15 protein-coding genes are annotated in these 17,115 nt (G+C 71.0%); 6 read left to right on the top strand and 9 right to left on the bottom strand.

Going from position 1 to position 17,115, the window contains the following annotated elements:
* The first annotated feature begins 75 nt into the window (after positions 1–75).
* Positions 76–363 carry a translation initiation factor eIF-1A gene (gene eif1A / locus K6T36_RS03095; RefSeq protein WP_159668491.1) on the top strand — a complete coding sequence of 96 codons (288 nt, stop codon included), beginning with the start codon at positions 76–78 and terminating at the stop codon, positions 361–363.
* 17 nt (positions 364–380) lie between these two features.
* On the opposite strand, the gene K6T36_RS03090 is transcribed toward eif1A, so the two are convergent.
* The 3 genes from K6T36_RS03090 to K6T36_RS03080 form a co-directional block, all read right to left on the bottom strand.
* Positions 381–1,169 (bottom strand): PHP domain-containing protein, encoded by a 789-nt coding sequence (locus K6T36_RS03090; protein WP_222607986.1) that lies wholly within the window; start codon positions 1,167–1,169, stop codon positions 381–383.
* A 69-nt stretch (positions 1,170–1,238) separates the two neighbouring features.
* A complete protein-coding gene (locus K6T36_RS03085; RefSeq protein WP_222922555.1) occupies positions 1,239–2,129 on the bottom strand; it encodes an ADP-ribosylglycohydrolase family protein in 891 nt (296 codons plus the stop codon).
* Between the two features lie 59 nt (positions 2,130–2,188).
* Entirely contained in the window at positions 2,189–2,941 is a 753-nt protein-coding gene (locus K6T36_RS03080) for a GTP cyclohydrolase III (RefSeq protein ID WP_222922554.1), read from the bottom strand.
* A gap of 307 nt (positions 2,942–3,248) precedes the next feature.
* Between K6T36_RS03080 and K6T36_RS03075 the strand changes: the two genes are divergently transcribed.
* The gene (locus tag K6T36_RS03075; RefSeq protein WP_222922553.1) at positions 3,249–3,398 is read left to right on the top strand and encodes a hypothetical protein; all 150 of its coding nucleotides are present in this window, start codon (positions 3,249–3,251) and stop codon (positions 3,396–3,398) included.
* An 82-nt stretch (positions 3,399–3,480) separates the two neighbouring features.
* Here the strand turns inward: K6T36_RS03075 and K6T36_RS03070 are convergent, their stop codons facing one another.
* The 5 genes from K6T36_RS03070 to malA form a co-directional block, all read right to left on the bottom strand.
* On the bottom strand, positions 3,481–3,879 hold the full coding sequence (locus K6T36_RS03070; protein ID WP_222922552.1) for an OsmC family protein: 399 nt from the start codon (positions 3,877–3,879) through the stop codon (positions 3,481–3,483).
* A 95-nt stretch (positions 3,880–3,974) separates the two neighbouring features.
* On the bottom strand, positions 3,975–4,694 hold the full coding sequence (locus K6T36_RS03065; protein ID WP_222923338.1) for a metal-dependent hydrolase: 720 nt from the start codon (positions 4,692–4,694) through the stop codon (positions 3,975–3,977).
* A gap of 103 nt (positions 4,695–4,797) precedes the next feature.
* Complete coding sequence (locus tag K6T36_RS03060; protein ID WP_222922551.1) at positions 4,798–5,268, bottom strand: NUDIX hydrolase; 471 nt, start codon at positions 5,266–5,268, stop codon at positions 4,798–4,800.
* 173 nt (positions 5,269–5,441) lie between these two features.
* The gene (locus tag K6T36_RS03055; RefSeq protein WP_222922550.1) at positions 5,442–10,001 is read right to left on the bottom strand and encodes a DUF7997 domain-containing protein; all 4,560 of its coding nucleotides are present in this window, start codon (positions 9,999–10,001) and stop codon (positions 5,442–5,444) included.
* A 172-nt stretch (positions 10,002–10,173) separates the two neighbouring features.
* Positions 10,174–12,111 carry an alpha-amylase MalA gene (malA, locus tag K6T36_RS03050; protein ID WP_222922549.1) on the bottom strand — a complete coding sequence of 646 codons (1,938 nt, stop codon included), beginning with the start codon at positions 12,109–12,111 and terminating at the stop codon, positions 10,174–10,176.
* 111 nt (positions 12,112–12,222) lie between these two features.
* On the opposite strand from malA, the gene K6T36_RS03045 reads away from it, so the two are divergent.
* Positions 12,223–12,675 (top strand): DUF7510 family protein, encoded by a 453-nt coding sequence (locus tag K6T36_RS03045; RefSeq protein ID WP_225935166.1) that lies wholly within the window; start codon positions 12,223–12,225, stop codon positions 12,673–12,675.
* A 33-nt stretch (positions 12,676–12,708) separates the two neighbouring features.
* On the opposite strand, the gene K6T36_RS03040 is transcribed toward K6T36_RS03045, so the two are convergent.
* Positions 12,709–13,779 carry a glycosyltransferase family 4 protein gene (locus tag K6T36_RS03040; RefSeq protein ID WP_345778299.1) on the bottom strand — a complete coding sequence of 357 codons (1,071 nt, stop codon included), beginning with the start codon at positions 13,777–13,779 and terminating at the stop codon, positions 12,709–12,711.
* 196 nt (positions 13,780–13,975) lie between these two features.
* On the opposite strand from K6T36_RS03040, the gene malQ reads away from it, so the two are divergent.
* From malQ to K6T36_RS03025, 3 genes are all read left to right on the top strand, one after another.
* Positions 13,976–15,496, top strand: coding sequence for a 4-alpha-glucanotransferase (gene malQ, locus K6T36_RS03035; RefSeq protein ID WP_222922548.1), 1,521 nt, complete (start codon positions 13,976–13,978; stop codon positions 15,494–15,496).
* A gap of 138 nt (positions 15,497–15,634) precedes the next feature.
* Positions 15,635–16,243, top strand: coding sequence for an archaellin/type IV pilin N-terminal domain-containing protein (locus K6T36_RS03030; protein ID WP_222922547.1), 609 nt, complete (start codon positions 15,635–15,637; stop codon positions 16,241–16,243).
* A gap of 104 nt (positions 16,244–16,347) precedes the next feature.
* Positions 16,348–17,085 carry a fumarylacetoacetate hydrolase family protein gene (locus K6T36_RS03025; protein ID WP_222922546.1) on the top strand — a complete coding sequence of 246 codons (738 nt, stop codon included), beginning with the start codon at positions 16,348–16,350 and terminating at the stop codon, positions 17,083–17,085.
* Positions 17,086–17,115: the final 30 nt, after the last annotated feature.

Here is a 17,115-nt window from a genome sequence, read left to right as displayed (position 1 = left end):
CGTCGGCTGTCGGCGCCGGCGTCCGTCGCTCGCCGAATACACGTACTTATCCCACTCGGTCACCTACCGGCGTCCATGAGCGACGACACAGGAAATCGCAAACCCCTCAGGATGCCCGACGACAACCAGGTGTTCGCCACCGTCACCGACATGCTCGGCGGCCGGCGGGTCACGCTCCGGTGTGCCGACGGGGAAGAGCGCATGGGCCGGATCCCCGGTCGAATGCGCTTCCGGACGTGGGTCAAGGAGGGAGACATCGTCATCGCCGAGCCGTGGGACTGGCAGGACGAGAAGGCGGAGGTCGTCTGGCGCTACGAGTCCGACGACGCCCAGCAGCTCCGCGAGGAAGGCCACATCCAATAACCGCGGGATTCTCGCAGTCAACTGGCGTCCGGGACGTCCATCACTCGAACCGGCTCCAGCCCGCGCTCGGCCAACTCGGCGTCGATGCGCTCGACGCGGGGCTCGATGGCGGCCGGCCGGTGGCTGTCGGTGCCGACCGCGACGGCGACGCCGTGGTCGGCCAGCGCGTCGAGGAACCCCGGCGCGGGGTGCAACGCGCCGTAGTCGTCGAGCACGCGCCCGGCGTTGAGTTCGGGCACCGTCCGCGACTCGGCGAACGCCGCGGCCGCGCGGTCGTAGTGATCCCGGGTCGCAAGCCCGCGGAGGGCGGGGTTCCGCTCCACGAGGTCCGGGTGTGCCGCGATGGCGAACAGCTCGGACTCCGCGAGCGCGACCAGCTTCTCGAAGTACTCGTCGACGAGCGCGCGGCGCTCCCGCTCGGACTTGTCGGCGAAGTAGTCGCGGACGTGGACGTTCACGTCCTCCAGGTCGTGGACGCTCCCGATCGCGTAATCGAACTCCGCCTCCTCGAGGAACGACGCGATCGCCGCCTCGTCGCGGGGCTCGTAGTCCAACTCCACCGCGTCGAACAGGCGCACGTCGACGCGGTCGCGCAGTCGCTCGATCGCGTCGCGGCGGCGCTCGTAGGTGAGGTCGAGGTTGAACCCCATCTCGCGACGATAGCGGTCCTCGGCCGGGTCCTCCGAGACGACGCAGTGGTCCGCGATGCCGATGCCGGACAGCCCCGCCTCCGCGGCCGCCGTCGCCATGAACTCGATGAAGTACCCGTCCGAGTACGTCGAGTGGACGTGGTAGTCGTGGTGCACGGCCGATCCGATGGCGGCCCCCCTCACGAAGCTTCGGGAACGGTGACACGGGTTCCCACTGCCGTCGGTTCAGGCGTCCCTGCCGGTGTCGACCCCGGAGTCGACCCGGACCTCCCGCGCGACGAGCGCGTCGGCGAGCGCCCGGAGATCCGCCGCCCCGCCGAGTTCGTTCAACCAGCGCGCCGGGATCGCGTCCCCCTCCTCGACCGCTCCGAAGCGCGCCCCCGCGACCGCGCCGGCGACGGCGCCGAGCACGCTCGCGTGCCCCCCGCGGCTGACCGCCGAGACGATCGCCTCCTCGGCGTCCGCCGCGGCGACCGCCTCGTGGAGTGCCGTCTCGAACACCGCCGCCGGGTCGCCCGCGGGGTCGATGGTCACGGCGCCGCGGTCGCCGACGACCGACAGCGTCTCGCGCACTGGAACCGGCGCGTCCCGCGCCACGGCGACGCTCATGGCCGTCGACACCGCGTCCGCGACGGATTCGCCGTCGACGAGTTCACCCACGACCGCCGCGAGCGCCGCGGACGACTCGGCCGCGACATCGTCGCCGGCGGCCGTTCCGGTCGCGACGGCGGCCTCGGCCGCCGCGGCGGCCCGGTCGTGCGCGTCCCCCACGAGGCAGCCGTACGGGACGGCGGCGAGAAGTGAGGCGGCGCCCGTCGTCACTCCGGGGTCCGCCGAGCGATCCGACCGGTCGCCGTCGCCCCGACCGAGCAGTCGGTCCGCCGACGCGACGGCGGCGGCCGTTGGGTCGGTAGTCGTTCCGGCGGGGCGGCCGTCGGCGCCGAGCATCTCCGTCACGCGGCCGTGGCGGTCGCGGACGGCGGCCGGGGCGTCGCCGGCGACGGGGCGCCCGAGGGCGTCGCCGCAGGCCACCCCGAGGAGGCTCGCGCGGGCGCGATCGCGGCGGGACCCGGACGGATCCGTCGCGGCCGGCGGTTCGGAGTCGCGGTCGGTCATGGGGGTGCGTCGGGTCGGCGGCGACACAACCGTGTCGGTGTCGGGACGTTCGGTCGCGTTCAGGCGAACTCGACGAGCGTCCCCTCGTAGCGGCAGTCCTCGAGGGCGTGTTTCGCCGCGAAGCCGGCCTCGTGGGGCGTCGCGCCCGAGCCGACCCCGACCTTGAGCTGGACGTCGGCGTCGTCCGCCACGTGGTCGATCGCGCCCATGTACTCCTCGTGCGAGAGGTTCGGACACGCCGCGATGACGTTGTCGCCGCCGACGAAGAAGGAGAGCGCGCCGTGCTCCTCGCGCATGTACTTCATCAGCGAGGCGTACCCCTGCTCGATGTTGATGAACGAGTCGAACTCGTTGAGCCGGTCGGTGTACTTCCCCGTCGCGTCGTTCACGTCGAAGTGCGCGATGTGAACGTCGTCCGCGGCGTCGCCGCCGTGGAACTCGCCCGCGAGGACCTCGCTGCGGTCCGACGACTGGGCGGATCCGGCCGCCTGCACGCGCTCGGTGGCCGTCTCCAGCGCCTCGATCGGCACCTCGTCGACGCCGACGCCGAGGCTCACCGTGACGGGGTAGCGGTTCCCCACGGACTCCTGGAGGAGTTCGTGGTCCCGGCGGTCGAGGCCGTTCGTCACGGCGACCATGTTGTCGAAGCGGGTGAAGAAGACGTAGCCGCCCCGGTTGCCGATGTACTGTGCCATGTCCGCGAACAGGCGCGACTGGAGCGTCTGGAGGTCCATCTCCCGACGGGGCTCCGGCGTCACGGTCCACGGACCGTAGTTGTCGATCTGCACCAACGTCAACTGCGCGGCGGTCACTGTATGTCGATTCGAGGACCGACGACACATACGCGTTACCGTTCACGGATCCGTGACGGGTGGGAGTTCACACCGGCCAGCGACGGGCTGGGAGTCCCACGGCCGCGGGGAATCAACGCGCCCGCGGGTGATGATCGCCCGCGACGAGTCAACGGGCCCCGTGAAGAGTGAACGGGCCGGCGGTCTGAAATCTCGCCCGCCGGTAGTCCGGAGATCCGGCGATCCGACGGACGACGGCGCGGCCCCAAAAATCATGCCAGAGACTGTCTGACGAAGATTTATACGTGGTGATGTGGTATCCACTACCATGGAAGAGCGCGACTCACCGTACGTCTTCCGTGACGAGCCGGACGACCCCGTCGGGGGTGCGAGCGACCGCACCGACGAGGAGGTCGTGATCATCGACGGCCGCGCGATGACGTACCGATCCTACCGCGGCGACGACAGCCGTCGCTGAGTCCGCAGGCGACGCGAAGCCGTCGCTCCCGGTCGTCGTTTCCCGAAAAAATGAGTTCGTCCCGTGAGCGGCCGCGCCGGCCTTAGAAGGCGTCGGCGTGGGCCGTGATGTCGGCGCGGAGCCCCTCGCGCAGCGCCGAGTGGACGTGGCAGATGCCCTCGGCACGCTCGACGATGTCGGCGAGCGTCTCGTCGTCGACGTCCGCCTCGACGTGGATGTCGAAGCGGATCGCGGTGAGGTCGTCGTCGTCGTCGAGGTCGGCCTCGGCGTCGATCTGGACCTGCCCGAGGTCCTCGTGCCCGCGCTGCTGCCCCCCGACGCGGAAGGCGGGCAGGAAGCAGGAGGCGTAGTCGGCCACGAGGACGGAGTTCGGGTCGGGGCCGTCCTCGCCGAGCGCGTCGACGGTGAGCGAGAAGTCGCCGATCTGGCTCGTGCTGGTGAAGCCCTCTTCGCTGACGGTGGAGGTCTCGATATCGGACATGCGTCCGGCACCAAGGGCGGTTCGCGCGTAAACCTTGTTACTGCGGACGACACCGGTTCACGGGTACCGACGCCGAGTCCGGTTCCGGCGGCGACTTACTCTCCCCCGATCGTGAACGTCTCGTCGTCGCCGAGAACGATCGCCTCGGCGTCGCTGCCGGTCGCGCGGACCTCGCGGACGAAGTCGTCGGGGTCGATCTCGATCGGCGGGAACGAGTCGTAGTGCATGGGGAACGCGTAGTCCACGTCGAGCCAGTCGACGGCGATGGCCGCCTGCGCGGGCCCCATCGTGAAGTGGTCGCCGGCGGGGACCGCGGCCGCGTCGGGCTCGAGGAACGGCGCGATCACGTCGCGCATCTCCGTCATGAGCGCGGTGTCGCCGGCGTGATAGAAGGAGGTGCTATCGGGGTCGGACTCCTGGGTCGGCTTCGTCTCGGAGATGACGTACCCCCCGGGGGTGCCGCCGGAGGCGCCGTAGCCGGTGTCGAGCCCGTTCGTGTGGTCCGCGCGGACCATCGTCACGAACGCGTCGCCCAGCTCGACGGTGCCGCCGAGGTTCATTCCCGTGGTGTCATCGACGCCGTACTCGTCGGTGACGTAGCCGGTGACCTCGGGCGTGCCGACGACGTGGGCGCCGCGGAAGCGGTCCACGTCCGCGATGTGGTCGGCGTGGCCGTGCGTGAGCAGCACGTGGTCGGGGTCGACCTCCTCCGGGTCGGTGTCGGTGTGGGGGTTGTCGAAGAACGGGTCGATCAGGAAGGTGGTGTCCTCGATCTCGACGGTCCAGGTGGAATGGCCGTGCCAGGTGAGGTCCATGGGTGTCATGCACCCGTGTGTTCGGTCGAATTACACATAAATCCGTTCGCCGGCTGCGGGACCCCGGTAGTCGATTCGCAGGCTACTCGCCGGCGGCCGCGACTCAGTCGGCGGCCCCGGCGACCTCGACGGCGCTTGGGACCGCCGAGAGGCGGTGGACGTAGTCGTCGAGCGCCAGCGCGAACTCCCGGTCGCGCGCCTCGCCGATGTCGACCCAGGAGAACTCGAACTCGCTGCCGTGCTCGCCGCCGCCGTCGCGGACGACGTGGGTCCACTCGTCGCGCGGCTCGTGGACGCTCGCGTGATAGAAGTGGCGCACGTACGCCTTCGGCGGCGACTCGCGCCGGGTCCACACGTCCGTCGCCAGCTTGTCGACGCTCGCCAGCGTCGCAAGGCCGCTCTCCTCTCGTACCTCCCGAAACAGCGCGCTTCGCGGCCGTTCGCCGGGTTCGATCGTTCCCTTCGGGATCTGGAGGCCGTCGTGTCCCGGTCCCTCGAACACCAGTAGCTGCGAGCCGCCGCGAGTGATGTACGCGCACGCCTTCCCGACGTACGTCGTCTCCGGCTCGGTCATATGAGTTGATTGACTCGTCCGGTGGTAAAGGTACCCCTGATGTTGTATATACTCCTACTAGGAATTTCGGCGATGTGTGGACGAGCGATCACCGGTCACCGATCTCGGGAACCGGCGTGGAACGGACGACGCGGGCGGGGGTCGGCGCTGGCTGGCGCCAGCCCGACCGACAGTCAGACCGTGAACCGGGAGACGGTCGTCGCGGCCGTCTCCAGGTCCGCGTCGCTGGCGGCGGCGACGGTGATGTCGTTCTCGCCGTAGCCGATGTCGAGCGTCGCCTCGAACTCCCCGTCCTCGGCGTCGACGATCGCCGAGTCGACGGGCGTCGTCACGGCGACGCGCGCGCCGGTGGTCTCGCCGGAGACGACGACGCTGTTGCCCTGGAAGTTCGTGTCGACGCGGAGGGCGGGTTTCTCGTCGCTGTCGTGGAGCCGCCGGTCGAGGAAGCGGTCGCGGACGAACGCGGGCGTCTCGACGGGCTCGCCGGCGTCGACGCCGTGGGCGAGGCGGACGAACTGCGCCATCGACCACGCCAGCGGCGTCGCGCTCCCGGTCCCCTCGCCGTACTCCCAGTCGTACTCCGTGCGGTAGTCGCGGTCCCACACCTGCTCTGCGATCATCCGGCCTGAGTTGGCGAACCGCTGCATCGTCCGCAGCAGCGCCGTCGGATCCAGCTCGGGCTCGCGGTCGGTCTCGGCCGGGTCCGCCCGAAGCTCGTACTCGCCGCGCTCGCCCGTCAGGAGGGGCCACAGCCGCCCCTTCCCGTGGTTCTCGACCGACCACGGGGCGCCCACGTCCCCCTCGTCGAGCTCGCCGTAGCCGTCGCCGTTGTAGCGGTAGAAGGCGACGCCCGCGGGCAGGTCGACGCGGATGGTGTCGTCGACCTCGCGCACGGAGTTGCGGACCGTCTCGTCGTCCCACGGCTTGATCCCGAGGCGCACGAGTTCGAGGAACCCGGCGTCGATGATGTCGCGCTCGTCGAGGCGCGGGCCGTCGTTGGCGAGGGTTCGGAGGTGGCCCGCCTCCGGGTCGCCGTCGCGGGTGACGCGGACGTAGTACGGCGTGTGCGTGTGGCGGGCGGTGCCCGTCTCGGTGGCGGTCCACGTCTCCACCTCGCCCGTCCAGCGGTCGGCCAGCGCGAGCCACACCAGCGCGTTCGCCTCGTCGCCGGTCTCCAGCCCGAGCTTCCCGGCGCAGGCCAACCCGGCGATCTCGGCGGCGATCGACGACGGCGAGTAGCCCGCCTCCTCCTCCCAGCGCTCCTGCCCGCTGGCGGGGCCGTTGCGGGCGACGTAGTCGGCCGACCGGCGGACGTGTTCGTAGTCGTACAGCGTGTCCGCGAAGTCGACGCCCGCCTCCCACAGCTGGTAGGCCATCACCGCCGGGAACGAGATGTTGTCCATCTGCTCGCCGCCCCAGCGGGTGATGCCGTTGAGGTAGGTGTTCTGCGGGATGAAGCCGTCCTCGTCCTGCTGGTACTCGTAGACGTACTCCAGCTGATCGACGGCGGTGCCGATGTCGTCGGTGAGCAGCGAGGCGGTGAACACCTGATACAGGTCCCGCGCCCACACGAAGTTGTAGCCGTACCCCTTCTGCTCGTCGGCGTGGACGGCCTCCCCCCACGGCACGGACGGGGAGGCGACGCTGGCCCCGCGGTAGGTCTTGTCCTCGACGGCGCGAAGCGTCATCAGCGCCGTGCGGTACTGGTTCGCGAGCTCGTCGTCGCGGGCGACGGCGTCGGGCAGGGGTCGGTCCGCGAGGAAGTCCCGCCACGACTCGCGGTACGCCGTCGCGACCTCGTCGTAGCCGGTCGCGAGCGACCCGACCGCCTCGCCCAGCGCCGCCGAGGCGTCCGCCTGCCGCGCGAACCCGAGCGCGAGCGTCTCACTGGTGTGTCTGCCGGCGCCGAGGCGACCCACGAGAACGACGTTGTCGTTGTCGACCGACGAACGCGTCCGCGGCACCTCCCCGGTCGCGAACAGCGCCGACAGCTCGTCGCTGCCGGCGGCACAGACCGTCGCCCAGTCGAAGCGGTCGGCCGTCGCCATCGCTACCGCGACGGAGTAGCCGTTCCCGCCCTCGTCGACGAGCCGCGCGTCGCCCCGCTCGCCCGTGTAGGCGCCGGCGTCGCGGGCGACGAGGTGGTGGCTCCCCGGCTGGCCCAGGCGCAGCCCGCGGTCGCGCGTGCCGGTGTTCGTGAGCGCCGTGTCCGCGGCCGCGAACACGTGGTACTCGCCGTCGTCGCCGGCGCGGAACTCGACGTCCGCGACGAGCGCGTCGTGGTTCGGGTCGACCGCGTACTCGACGCGCAGCTCCCACTCGTGGCCGCGGCCGTCGCCCGTCTCGGTGATCACGTGCTCGTACGCCAGCGCGTCGTCGGCGATCGGGTGGACGCGTCGCTCGACGGTGTCCTCCTCGTCGCGCTGGCCCTCGACGTGGGTCCGGACCGTGTAGTCGTCGTCGGCAGCCGAGACGATGAAATCCAGCGTGCGCAGGTTCATCAGGTCCACGCGGGGGAACCGCACCTCGGTGAGCGCCCCCTCGGTCAGCGTGAACCAGACGCGGGAGGCGTCGGGCTCGCCGTGGTCGGCGACGGTGCCGACGCCGAACTTCTCGCCGGTCGTCCACCGCGGCCGGTCGGTGGGCGCCGACGGCGCCGCGGCCGCGCTCGGCAGGGCGTCGTGCTCGGCGAGCGTGGCGGTCACGCCCAGCCGGAAGCAGTGGGCGTACCCCAGCGGCGTCGCGCTGTCGGGCGTGCCGTCGTCGTACCACTGCTCCGGGAGGTAGCCCATCGGCGTCGTCAGCGGCCCGCCGTCCTCGAGCAGGCCGTACAGCTCCGCCGCGCGATCGAACAGCCACGCCGCGGTCTGCTCGCGGCCGCGGTCCTCCAACAGCGCCCCGAGCGTCGCGGCGCCGCCGGCGCCCATCGCGGTCGCGAGCGTCCACACCTTCTCGCCGTCCTGCCCCTCGGTGCGCCACTCGTCTCCCTCGTAGCGGATCAGCCCCTCGACGGCCGACTCGGCCGGGTCGCGGTACAGCCCCTCCAGCGACGCCCGCACGTGATCGGCCACGCGGTCGACGTCCTCGGGGTCGACACCGATCCCGTCGACCGCCTCCACGGCCGCGAGCGCGTCGACCAGCGCGAACGTCGAGGCGTCCAGGCGGTCGTCGCGCTCGCCGCCGACGAGCCGGACGGCGTACGTCCCGCGCTCGTCGTCCCACAGCGCGTCGAGCGCCTCGAACGTCCCCTCGGCGGCCGCCCGCCCGCGCTCGCGGAGGTCCTCGCTCACCGGCGCGCGGGCGACGGCGGCGTACGCCTCGACGAACGTCGCGGCGGTGTGGGTGAACCGCCCCGCCATGTCCTCCCAGAGGTTCTGACAGCGCCGCGGCAGGCCGTCGTCGCCGCGGGCGTCGTCGAGCGCGTCGACGCCGGCGGCGACGCTCTCGCGGATCCGCCGCTCGTCCTCGGGCGACAGCGCGTCGCGGTGCTCGCGAAGCAGCGTCGCGAGGAACGCGACGGTGATCGCGGTCTGGTCGGCCTGGTACTCGTCCGAGCCGGCGCGTCCCTCGACGTGCGCGTTGGCCCACCCGGGCGCCAGCGACCCGTCGACCGCCCACACGCGGTGGGGCCAGGAGCCGTCGGAGCCCTGGGCCTCACAGTAGAAGCGGGCGCTTCGCGCGAGCACCTCGGGGTCGAGATCCAGCCCCAGCGGCTCGCTCGCATCGAGCAGGTGGTGGGAGATCCGCGCGTCGTCCCGGAACCAGGTGTAGCCGTAGCCGCCGGAGTTACGGAAGAACGGATCGAACTCCGGGCCGGCGATCCGCGCGCCGCTGGGCGCCTCAAGCAGCGACAGCGCCCGCATGTCGGCGCGGACCGTCCCGCGCCGCGGACCGTCGTCGGCGATCGCGACGGCGGCGCGCTCGCGCGCGACGGTCCGGAGCTCGTCGGCGTCGGCGTGGTCGGTCGCGCACTCGCGGAGGTCCGCGAGGGCGCGTTCGCGGTCGGCGTCGCTGTCGGTCAACGCGCTCACGAGCGTCGTTCGGAGCCCGCGACCCGCCCGCTCCAGGGGCGCGGTGACGACCACGTCGCCGCTGAGGTGGGTGTCCTCGTAGCGGTTCAACGCGCCGTCGCGCGGGAGCGCGATCGGGTCGGGGTCGAGGAGCTCCTCGAAGCGCTCGGGGATCTGCGCGCGCACGTCCTCGAGACCGGTGGAGGCGGTGACGAAGTCGTGCTCGTCGCGGTGGAACACCTCCACCGCGTCGCCGTCGAGCGGGCCGGCGCCCTCGTGGATGAGCCGGCCGACGCGCGTCTCCTGACCCTCCGGGGCGAGCGTGAGGAACGCGACCAGGTGGGCCTCGGGCGGGATCGACCCGCGCAGCTCGACGTGGGTGACGTGCTCGCGTCCGAGCGTGAGGTCGTACTGGTGGACGGTGAACGCGCCGGCGTCGTACTCCGTCTCGACGAGCGTCGTCTCGCGGTAGTAGTGCTGGCGGACCGTCTCCAGTTCGTCGAACCAGTAGGTTCGCTCGCCGGTCTCGATACCGAACCGGGAGCGGTCGATACCCGAGAGCCCGGACAGCGCCGACGAGAAGTCGCGGATCCCGCCGGTCGGGGCGACGTGAACCAGCCGTTCGCCGCGTCCGGACAGCCCGCCGCGGACGGTGCTGGCGGTGCCGGCCGAGCCGTGCTCCCGGTCGCGCTTGTAGTCGTTGAGTGCCGTTCGCAGCCGCATTTACCCGAGCAACAACTCGGGCGGGTAAAGTCTCAGCGGTACGTGATCAGTTCACAGTCGGGGTCGACGCGGGCGGTCCGGCCCCGTCGAACCGCGGTTGCGACCCGCCCGAACCGGCGACACGCGATTGCGACCCGTCCGAACTGGCGACACGCGGGAGCGTCGCGTTCGCCTACCCGCGGACGGGCACGACGACCACGTCGTCGACGGTCACCGCCCCGTCGTCGCCCCGGACCGCCGCGCCCGTCACGAGGTCCTCGGTCCCGACGGCGGGGTCGACGGCGACCTCCGCGGGGCCGGCGGCGAAGTTGAGGGCGACGACGACCGCCTCGCCGTCGGCGGCCTCGCGGCGGTAGGCGACGACCGACTCGGCGCTGCCGGCGGCGACCTCGTAGTCGACGCGCGACAGCGTCGCGCGATGGGCCAGCGCCGGGTGGTCCCCGCGCAGCGCCAGCAGGCGCCGGTAGTGCTCGGTGAGGTCCGTGCGGGCGTTCCCGTAATCGAGCTGGTCGCGGCGGCCGAGCTGGCCGGTCTCCTGGCCGGCGTACACCATCGGCGCGCCCGGCAGCGTGGCGAGCGCTCCCGCGGAGGCGAACGCCGCATCCTCCCCGTAGGAGGCGAGGTAGCGCGACTCGTCGTGGTTCTCGTGATACAGCATGAACGAGGCGTGATCCGGGAACCCGACGCTCCGGCGCTGGTCGACGGCGTCCAGGACGGCCTCGGCGGGCCGGTTTCCGGCGCCGATCTCGCGGAGGGTGAACGCCGTCGTCGAGTCGAAGTGCATGTCGAACAGCCCCCCCTGGAAGTCGGGGATGTACGGGATGGTCTCGTCGAGCAGGAGGAACTCCGAGTCGTGGGCCTTCACGCGGTCGTGGACCTCCGTCCAGAAGCCGTCGGGGACGGCCCACGCCATGTCACAGCGGAAGCCGTCGACCAGCGGCGCCCACTCGTCGACGGCGTCGAGCAGGTGCCGGCGCACCTCCAACGAGGAGAAGTCGAAGTTGGCGATCAGCTCCCAGTCGAAGTACGTGCCCGGCTCGCCGTTCTCCTGCCACTCGTACCAGTCGTAGTACTCGCTATCCGGATTCCGGTACGCGTCCTCGAAGAACGGGTGGTCGCGCGCCGAGTGGTTGCACACCAGATCGAACAGGACGGTCATCCCGCGCTCGTGGGCGGCGTCGACCAGCGCCTCGTACTCCTCGCGGCCGCCCAGGTCCGCGGCGATCTCGAAGAAGTCCGTGATGTTGTAGCCGTGCGGCTCGCCGTCGTGTTGGAGGACGGGCGTCAGCCAGAGCGTGTCGACCCCCAGTTCGTCGAGGCGGTCGAGCCGCTCGCGGATCGCCTCGAACGGCTCGCGGCCGCGTTCGGGGTCGGCGAACGTGCGGACGTACACCTCGTAGATGGTCGAGTCGAGCGCCCACTCCGGCGGGTCGTACGGGCGGTCGACGACGACCTCGTCGCCGTCGCGGCGCAGATCGACGGCGTCCTGCACGCCGTAGGCGTCGTCGGTGAGGGGAACGGCGTACACCCGAGCTTGCTCGGGGAGGCGCTCGCGCGCGACCGTGAGCGTCCCGCCCTCGACAGTCACGTCCGACTCGTCGAGGTCGTCGCGGTCGTCCAGCAGGAACTCGACTCGCGTTCCGGCCGTCGGATCGAGGCGCGCGTCGATCCGGACCTCCTCGTCGCCGACGGCGGTCTCCAGGTGGACGCGCGGGCGCTCGGGGTCGCCCCCGCCGCCGATGGACCCGGAATGTCTCGCCGACCCGACCGCCGAGCCCGATCCTGACCGCCCGCTCTCCTGCCCCGACCGGTCGTCGCCGACGGCGTCGCCGCTGGCGGACCGGCCGTCGCCGCTGTCGGGGGCAGTTCCTTGGGCGAACGCCCGCACGGTCAGGTCGTGTGTCGTTCCCCCGGCGTCGAGCCGGAGCAGGTACCGACCGGGCACGTCGGGTTCGAACCACTGAACCGGCCCGTCGCCGGTCTCCGCCGTTGAATCCGCTGGTGCTTGCACGACGCTCCACTCGTAGTCGACGCTCGGATCGGGATCGCGCGGCGCGAGCTCGACCGCTTCGCCCGCCGCACACACGCGCGGTTGCCCCGGATGTTCCATGGCAGGCCGCTGGAGCGGTAGCGGTTTCGCTCTTTCGCCGGGAGGCCCGCGGGGCTCCGGCTCCCCTCGAGGCGGGGAATCGCTAAGTGCCCGCCGGTGAATCCTCGAGGTATGGACGGAACCGCCGAGGACGCGGAGGACGGGCGTCGAGAGACGGACGGGAACGACCGCCCGGTTTCCGTCGACGTGGAGATCGCCGACGGCCGGACCGTGATCGTCGTCACGGGCGATCGCGACGCGGCGGTCGTCGTCGAGTCGGCCTCCGGCGAGCGGATCTATCTCCCGCCGGAGGACTTCGAGCGCCCGCCCGAGTCCGAGGGCGACGCGCGCCAGGACGCCTACGGAACCGGCCCTCGGCCGTCGGACAGCCCCTACCAGTCGGCGGCGTCCGACAGTCCGTACCAGTCGGCGACAGCCGACAGTCCCTATCAGTCGCCCGGGGAATCGGACAGCCCCTACCAGCGCGGCGGCCCCGCGTCCGAGCGGGTCGGACTCGAGCCGACGGCCGACGGCTTCCGGATCGTTCACCCCGAGCCGGTCACGGACTTCCGGCTGCTCAGGTAGCGGAACCGGCGGGTCTCGTGATCCCCCGCCGGGTCACTCCCCGTCGGGCGACTCCTCCGCAAGGATCCGTTCGTAAAAGGCGACGTGTTCGTCCGCGACCTGGTCCCAGGTTCGCTCCTCGTACTCGATGGGCGTGTCCAGCGCGAGCGCGCGCTCGATGCCGGCGGCGATCGCGTCGGAGTTGGGCTCGACCTCGATGAGGCAGTCGCCGGGGAGCACCTCCGCGGCGCCGCTGGGGCCGGCGACGACGCGCGTGCCGACCGACAGCGCCTCGACGATGGTGATCCCGAACGGCTCCGCCAGCGACGGCGAGACGAAGAGATCCGCGCTCGCGTAGTAGTCGCCCAGCTCCTCCTCGGGGACGTAGCCGACGAACTCGACGCGGTCCCCGATCCCGAGCAGCTCGACGAACCGCTTCAGCTGGTCGGTGAGGTGGCCGGTGCCGCCGATGACGAGCGTCACGTCGTCGCGGCGGACCTTCGGCAGCGCGTACAGCAGGTACGCCAGGCCCTTCTGGTCGGTGTGGCGGCCGACGAAGAACAGCATCTCGCCGTCGATCCCGAGCTCCGATTTCAGGTCCCGGCCGGTCGGCTCGACCCGCGAGAAGCCGTTGTAGATGACCTCCGCGTCGCCGCCGTACTCGTGGGCGATCTTGCGGGCGGTGAACTCGCTCACCGCGAGCAGGTGATCCGAACGGTTCACCACGCGGGCCTCGGTTCGCTTCTCGCGCTCGGGCGGGTCCGCGTTGCGGTCGGAGGACAGCGAGTGGAACGTCGTCACCCACTCCACGTCGTGGCTGGCCTGCGCGCGCGAGCCGGGGTTGTAGCCGAACCAGTCGTTCGTGTGGACGATGTCGGCGTCGGCCGCGCGCTCGACGAACGTCCCAGACAGGCGGCCGATCCGGGTGATGATGTCGCCCTCGCCGGTCGGTACGCCGTAGATTCCGTCGCGTCCCTCCGGGGCGTACTCCGCCGGCAACACCAGTTCCACCTCGACGCCCTCGCGAGCGTCGAGGCGCTCGAACAGCTCGCCGACCGCCGTGTCCAGTCCTCCGGTCACGTTCGGCGGAAACCCCCACCCGAGCATTAGGACCGTGTACGGCATCGAGTCGAGTATCGCGGGTCCGGTACTTAGTCACTTGGCGTCGGCGTGGGGGATCGATCCTTCGGGACGCCCTCGTGACGCCCTCGGATGGCTCGGTCGGCGACTCGTCTTCCCGGTCACTCGACGCTCGCCGGGCGTCCCGATCCCTCCCCGACGACCCGGAACTTGATACCGCTCGCCTCCGAGCCCACACCCGATGCGATTCGACCGACGGAGCGGCGTCCTGCTCCACCCCACCGCGCTGCCCGGTCCGCACGGCATCGGCGACCTCGGCGCGGGCGCGCGCTCGTTCCTCGAGTTCCTCGACCGCGCCGACCAGTCGATCTGGCAGGTGTGCCCGCTGGGACCGACCGTCGGGATCCACGGTCACTCCCCGTACCAGACGTTCTCCGGGTTCGCCGGGAACCCCCTGTTGATCGACCTCGTCGACCTCGCCGAGCGCGGCTACCTCGAGGAGGACGAACTCGCCGCCGAGGGGGACTCGACCGGCGAACCCGATCGGGACGCCGACTTCTCGCGCCACGAGGTGCACTACCACGCCGTCGAGTCCGTCAAGCTGGACCGTCTCCGGACGGCGTTCGAACGATTCCGCGAGGTCGCGAGCGACGGCGAGCGCGAAGCGTTCGCCGCGTTCCGCGAGCGCGAGGGCGACTGGCTCGCCGACTACGCGCTGTTTCGCGCGCTCAAACGCGAGTTCGACGGGACCCTGTGGACCGAGTGGCCCGAGCCGGTTCGGACGCGCGACCCCGACGCGCTCGCCGACTACCGCGACGAGCTCGCCGACGCGGTCGACTTCCGGGCGTTCTGCCAGTGGACGTTCGACCGACAGTGGCGCGACCTGCGTGCGGACGCCGCCGACCGCGGGGTCGAGATCCTCGGCGACCTCCCGATCTACGTCGCGCTCGACTCCGCCGACGTGTGGGCCGCGCCCGAGGCGTTCGACCTCGACGACGACGGCCGCCCCGCCGCCGTCGCGGGCGTCCCGCCGAACATGGGCGACTCCGGGCAGCGCTGGGGGAACCCGGTGTACGACTGGAACCGCCTCGCCGAGACGGGGTACGAGTGGTGGCTCGACCGGCTCCGTCGGCTGTTCGACCTCGTCGACTACGCCCGCCTCGACCACTTCAAGGGGTTCGACGAGTTCTGGGCGATCCCGGCCGACAGCGACGACCCCGCCGACGGCGAGTGGCGCGAGGGTCCGGGGGAGGCGTTCTTCGAGGCCGTGCGCGGGGAGTTCGGTCGCCTTCCGTTCGTCGCGGAGGACCTGGGCTTTCTCGACGCCGAGAGCGCGGGGCTACGCGAGGCGTTCGACCTCCCGGGGATGCGCGTGCCCCAGTACGCCGACTGGTGCCAGCAGGGCCACATGTATCAGCCGATGCACTACCCGGAGGACTGCGTCGCGTACACGTCGACCCACGACACCGACACCGCCGTCGGCTACTACGAGTCGCTGGGGGACCGACAGCGCGACTGCCTCCACTACAACCTCGGCACCGACGGCGTCGAGATCGAGTGGGACCTCGTCGAGGCGGTGTGGAACTCGGATGCGACGCTCGCGGTCACGACGATGCAGGACCTGCTCGGGCTGGACAGCCACGCCCGGTTCAACACTCCCGGCACGACCGAGGGGAACTGGCGCTGGCGCGTCACCGAGGACGGCCTGAACGACGCCGTCGCCGAACGGCTCGCGCGGATCACGGACGCGACCGTCCGGTGAGACGGGACCGTTCGGTGAGCCCGTGCCCGGCCCCCCGGTCCGATATTCAGCGTTGATTCTCGGCGGCTGAGGTATTTGTAGGGGAACGGCATCGACTCGGGTAACCGACGTGCGAGAGCGCTCGGGAGCACACCACAGATGTTCGAATTCATCACGGACGAGGAAGAGCGCGGCCAGGTTGGTATCGGGACGCTCATCGTGTTCATCGCGATGGTACTCGTGGCGGCGATCGCCGCGGGTGTCCTGATCAACACCGCGGGATTCCTCCAGAGCAAGTCGCAGGAGACGGGACAGCAGTCCAGCAAACAGGTCAGTAACCGCCTGCAGGAGGTCGTGACGACCGGGACGGTCAACACGACCGACAACTCGGTCAAGTCGGTGAACGTGACCGTGACGCAGGCACCGGGTGCCGGAGAGATCGACCTCTCGAACGCGACGATCAACTGGATCGGCCCACAGGGGACCGAGACGCTGACGCACTCCAGTTCCGCCGAGACCGGGTGGGAGTTCAACACCTACCAGGTGAAGAACACCGACAGCTCGAACACGGTGCTCAACGACGCAGACGACCGGTTCAACATCGAGTTCAACCTGAACGACAACGGCTTCGGCGACACGAACGCCCCGAACAATCTCGGCGAGGGCGACGAGGTCACGATCAAGATCAACACGATGGCCGGCGCGACGACGACCATCCGCTTCACGGTGCCCGAATCGCTCGGGCAGAAGCAGGCAGTCGAGCTGTAAACGCTGCAGCCGTCGCGGTTCTCTCGTTTTCCAGGTCGCCAGCGGCGGCGCCGTGGTCTACCGGACTCACAACGCCTAAGCACCAGCCAGCCGACCCCTCGTCAATGCGCTACGCCAGGATCCGCGACCCGGCAGGCACCGTTCGCCGCGGCACGTACGACGACGGCACCGTGACCGCGGGCGGCGAGACGTACGACACCGACGCCGACGACGTGGACCTGCTCGCGCCCTGTGCGCCCACGAAGATCGTCTGTGTCGGCCGCAACTACGCCGATCACGCCGAGGAGCTCGGCAACGAGGTCCCGGACCGACCGCTGCTGTTTCTGAAGCCGCCCAACGCGGTCGCGGACCCCGGGTCCACAGTCACGCTGCCGGCCGGGAAAGAGCGCGTCGACCACGAGGCCGAGATCGCGTTCGTGATCGGCGAACAGGCGCGCAACGTCGCCGCCGCGGACGCGATGGACCACGTCGCCGGCTTCACCTGTCTCGACGACGTGTCGAACCGCGACGACCAGAACGAGGAACAGAACTGGGTGCGCGGCAAGGCGTTCGACGGCGCCGCGCCGATCGGCCCCTGCATCGCCGACCCCGAGCACGTGCCCGGGGACGCCGCGGTCGAACTCCGCGTGAACGGCGAGACGAAGCAGTCCTCCTCTCGCGACTACTTCATGTTCTCCATCCCCGAGCTCGTCGAGGAGATCACGACGTACATGACGCTGGAGCCGGGCGACGTGGTCGCGACCGGGACGCCAGCGGGCGTCGGTCCGCTCTCGGACGGCGACCGCGTCGAGGTCGAGGTCGAGGGCGTCGGCGTCCTCGAACACGACGTTAATCAGGAGTAACGGTCGAGCGGGACGGTCCCGGCGAACGCG

Origin of the sequence: Halobaculum roseum (assembly GCF_019880245.1) — an archaeon.
In the GTDB taxonomy this organism is placed as follows: Archaea; Halobacteriota; Halobacteria; order Halobacteriales; family Haloferacaceae; genus Halobaculum; species Halobaculum roseum.
The sequence above is the reverse complement of the archived record's forward strand: the minus strand, read 5'-3'. Positions and strand labels throughout refer to the sequence as shown.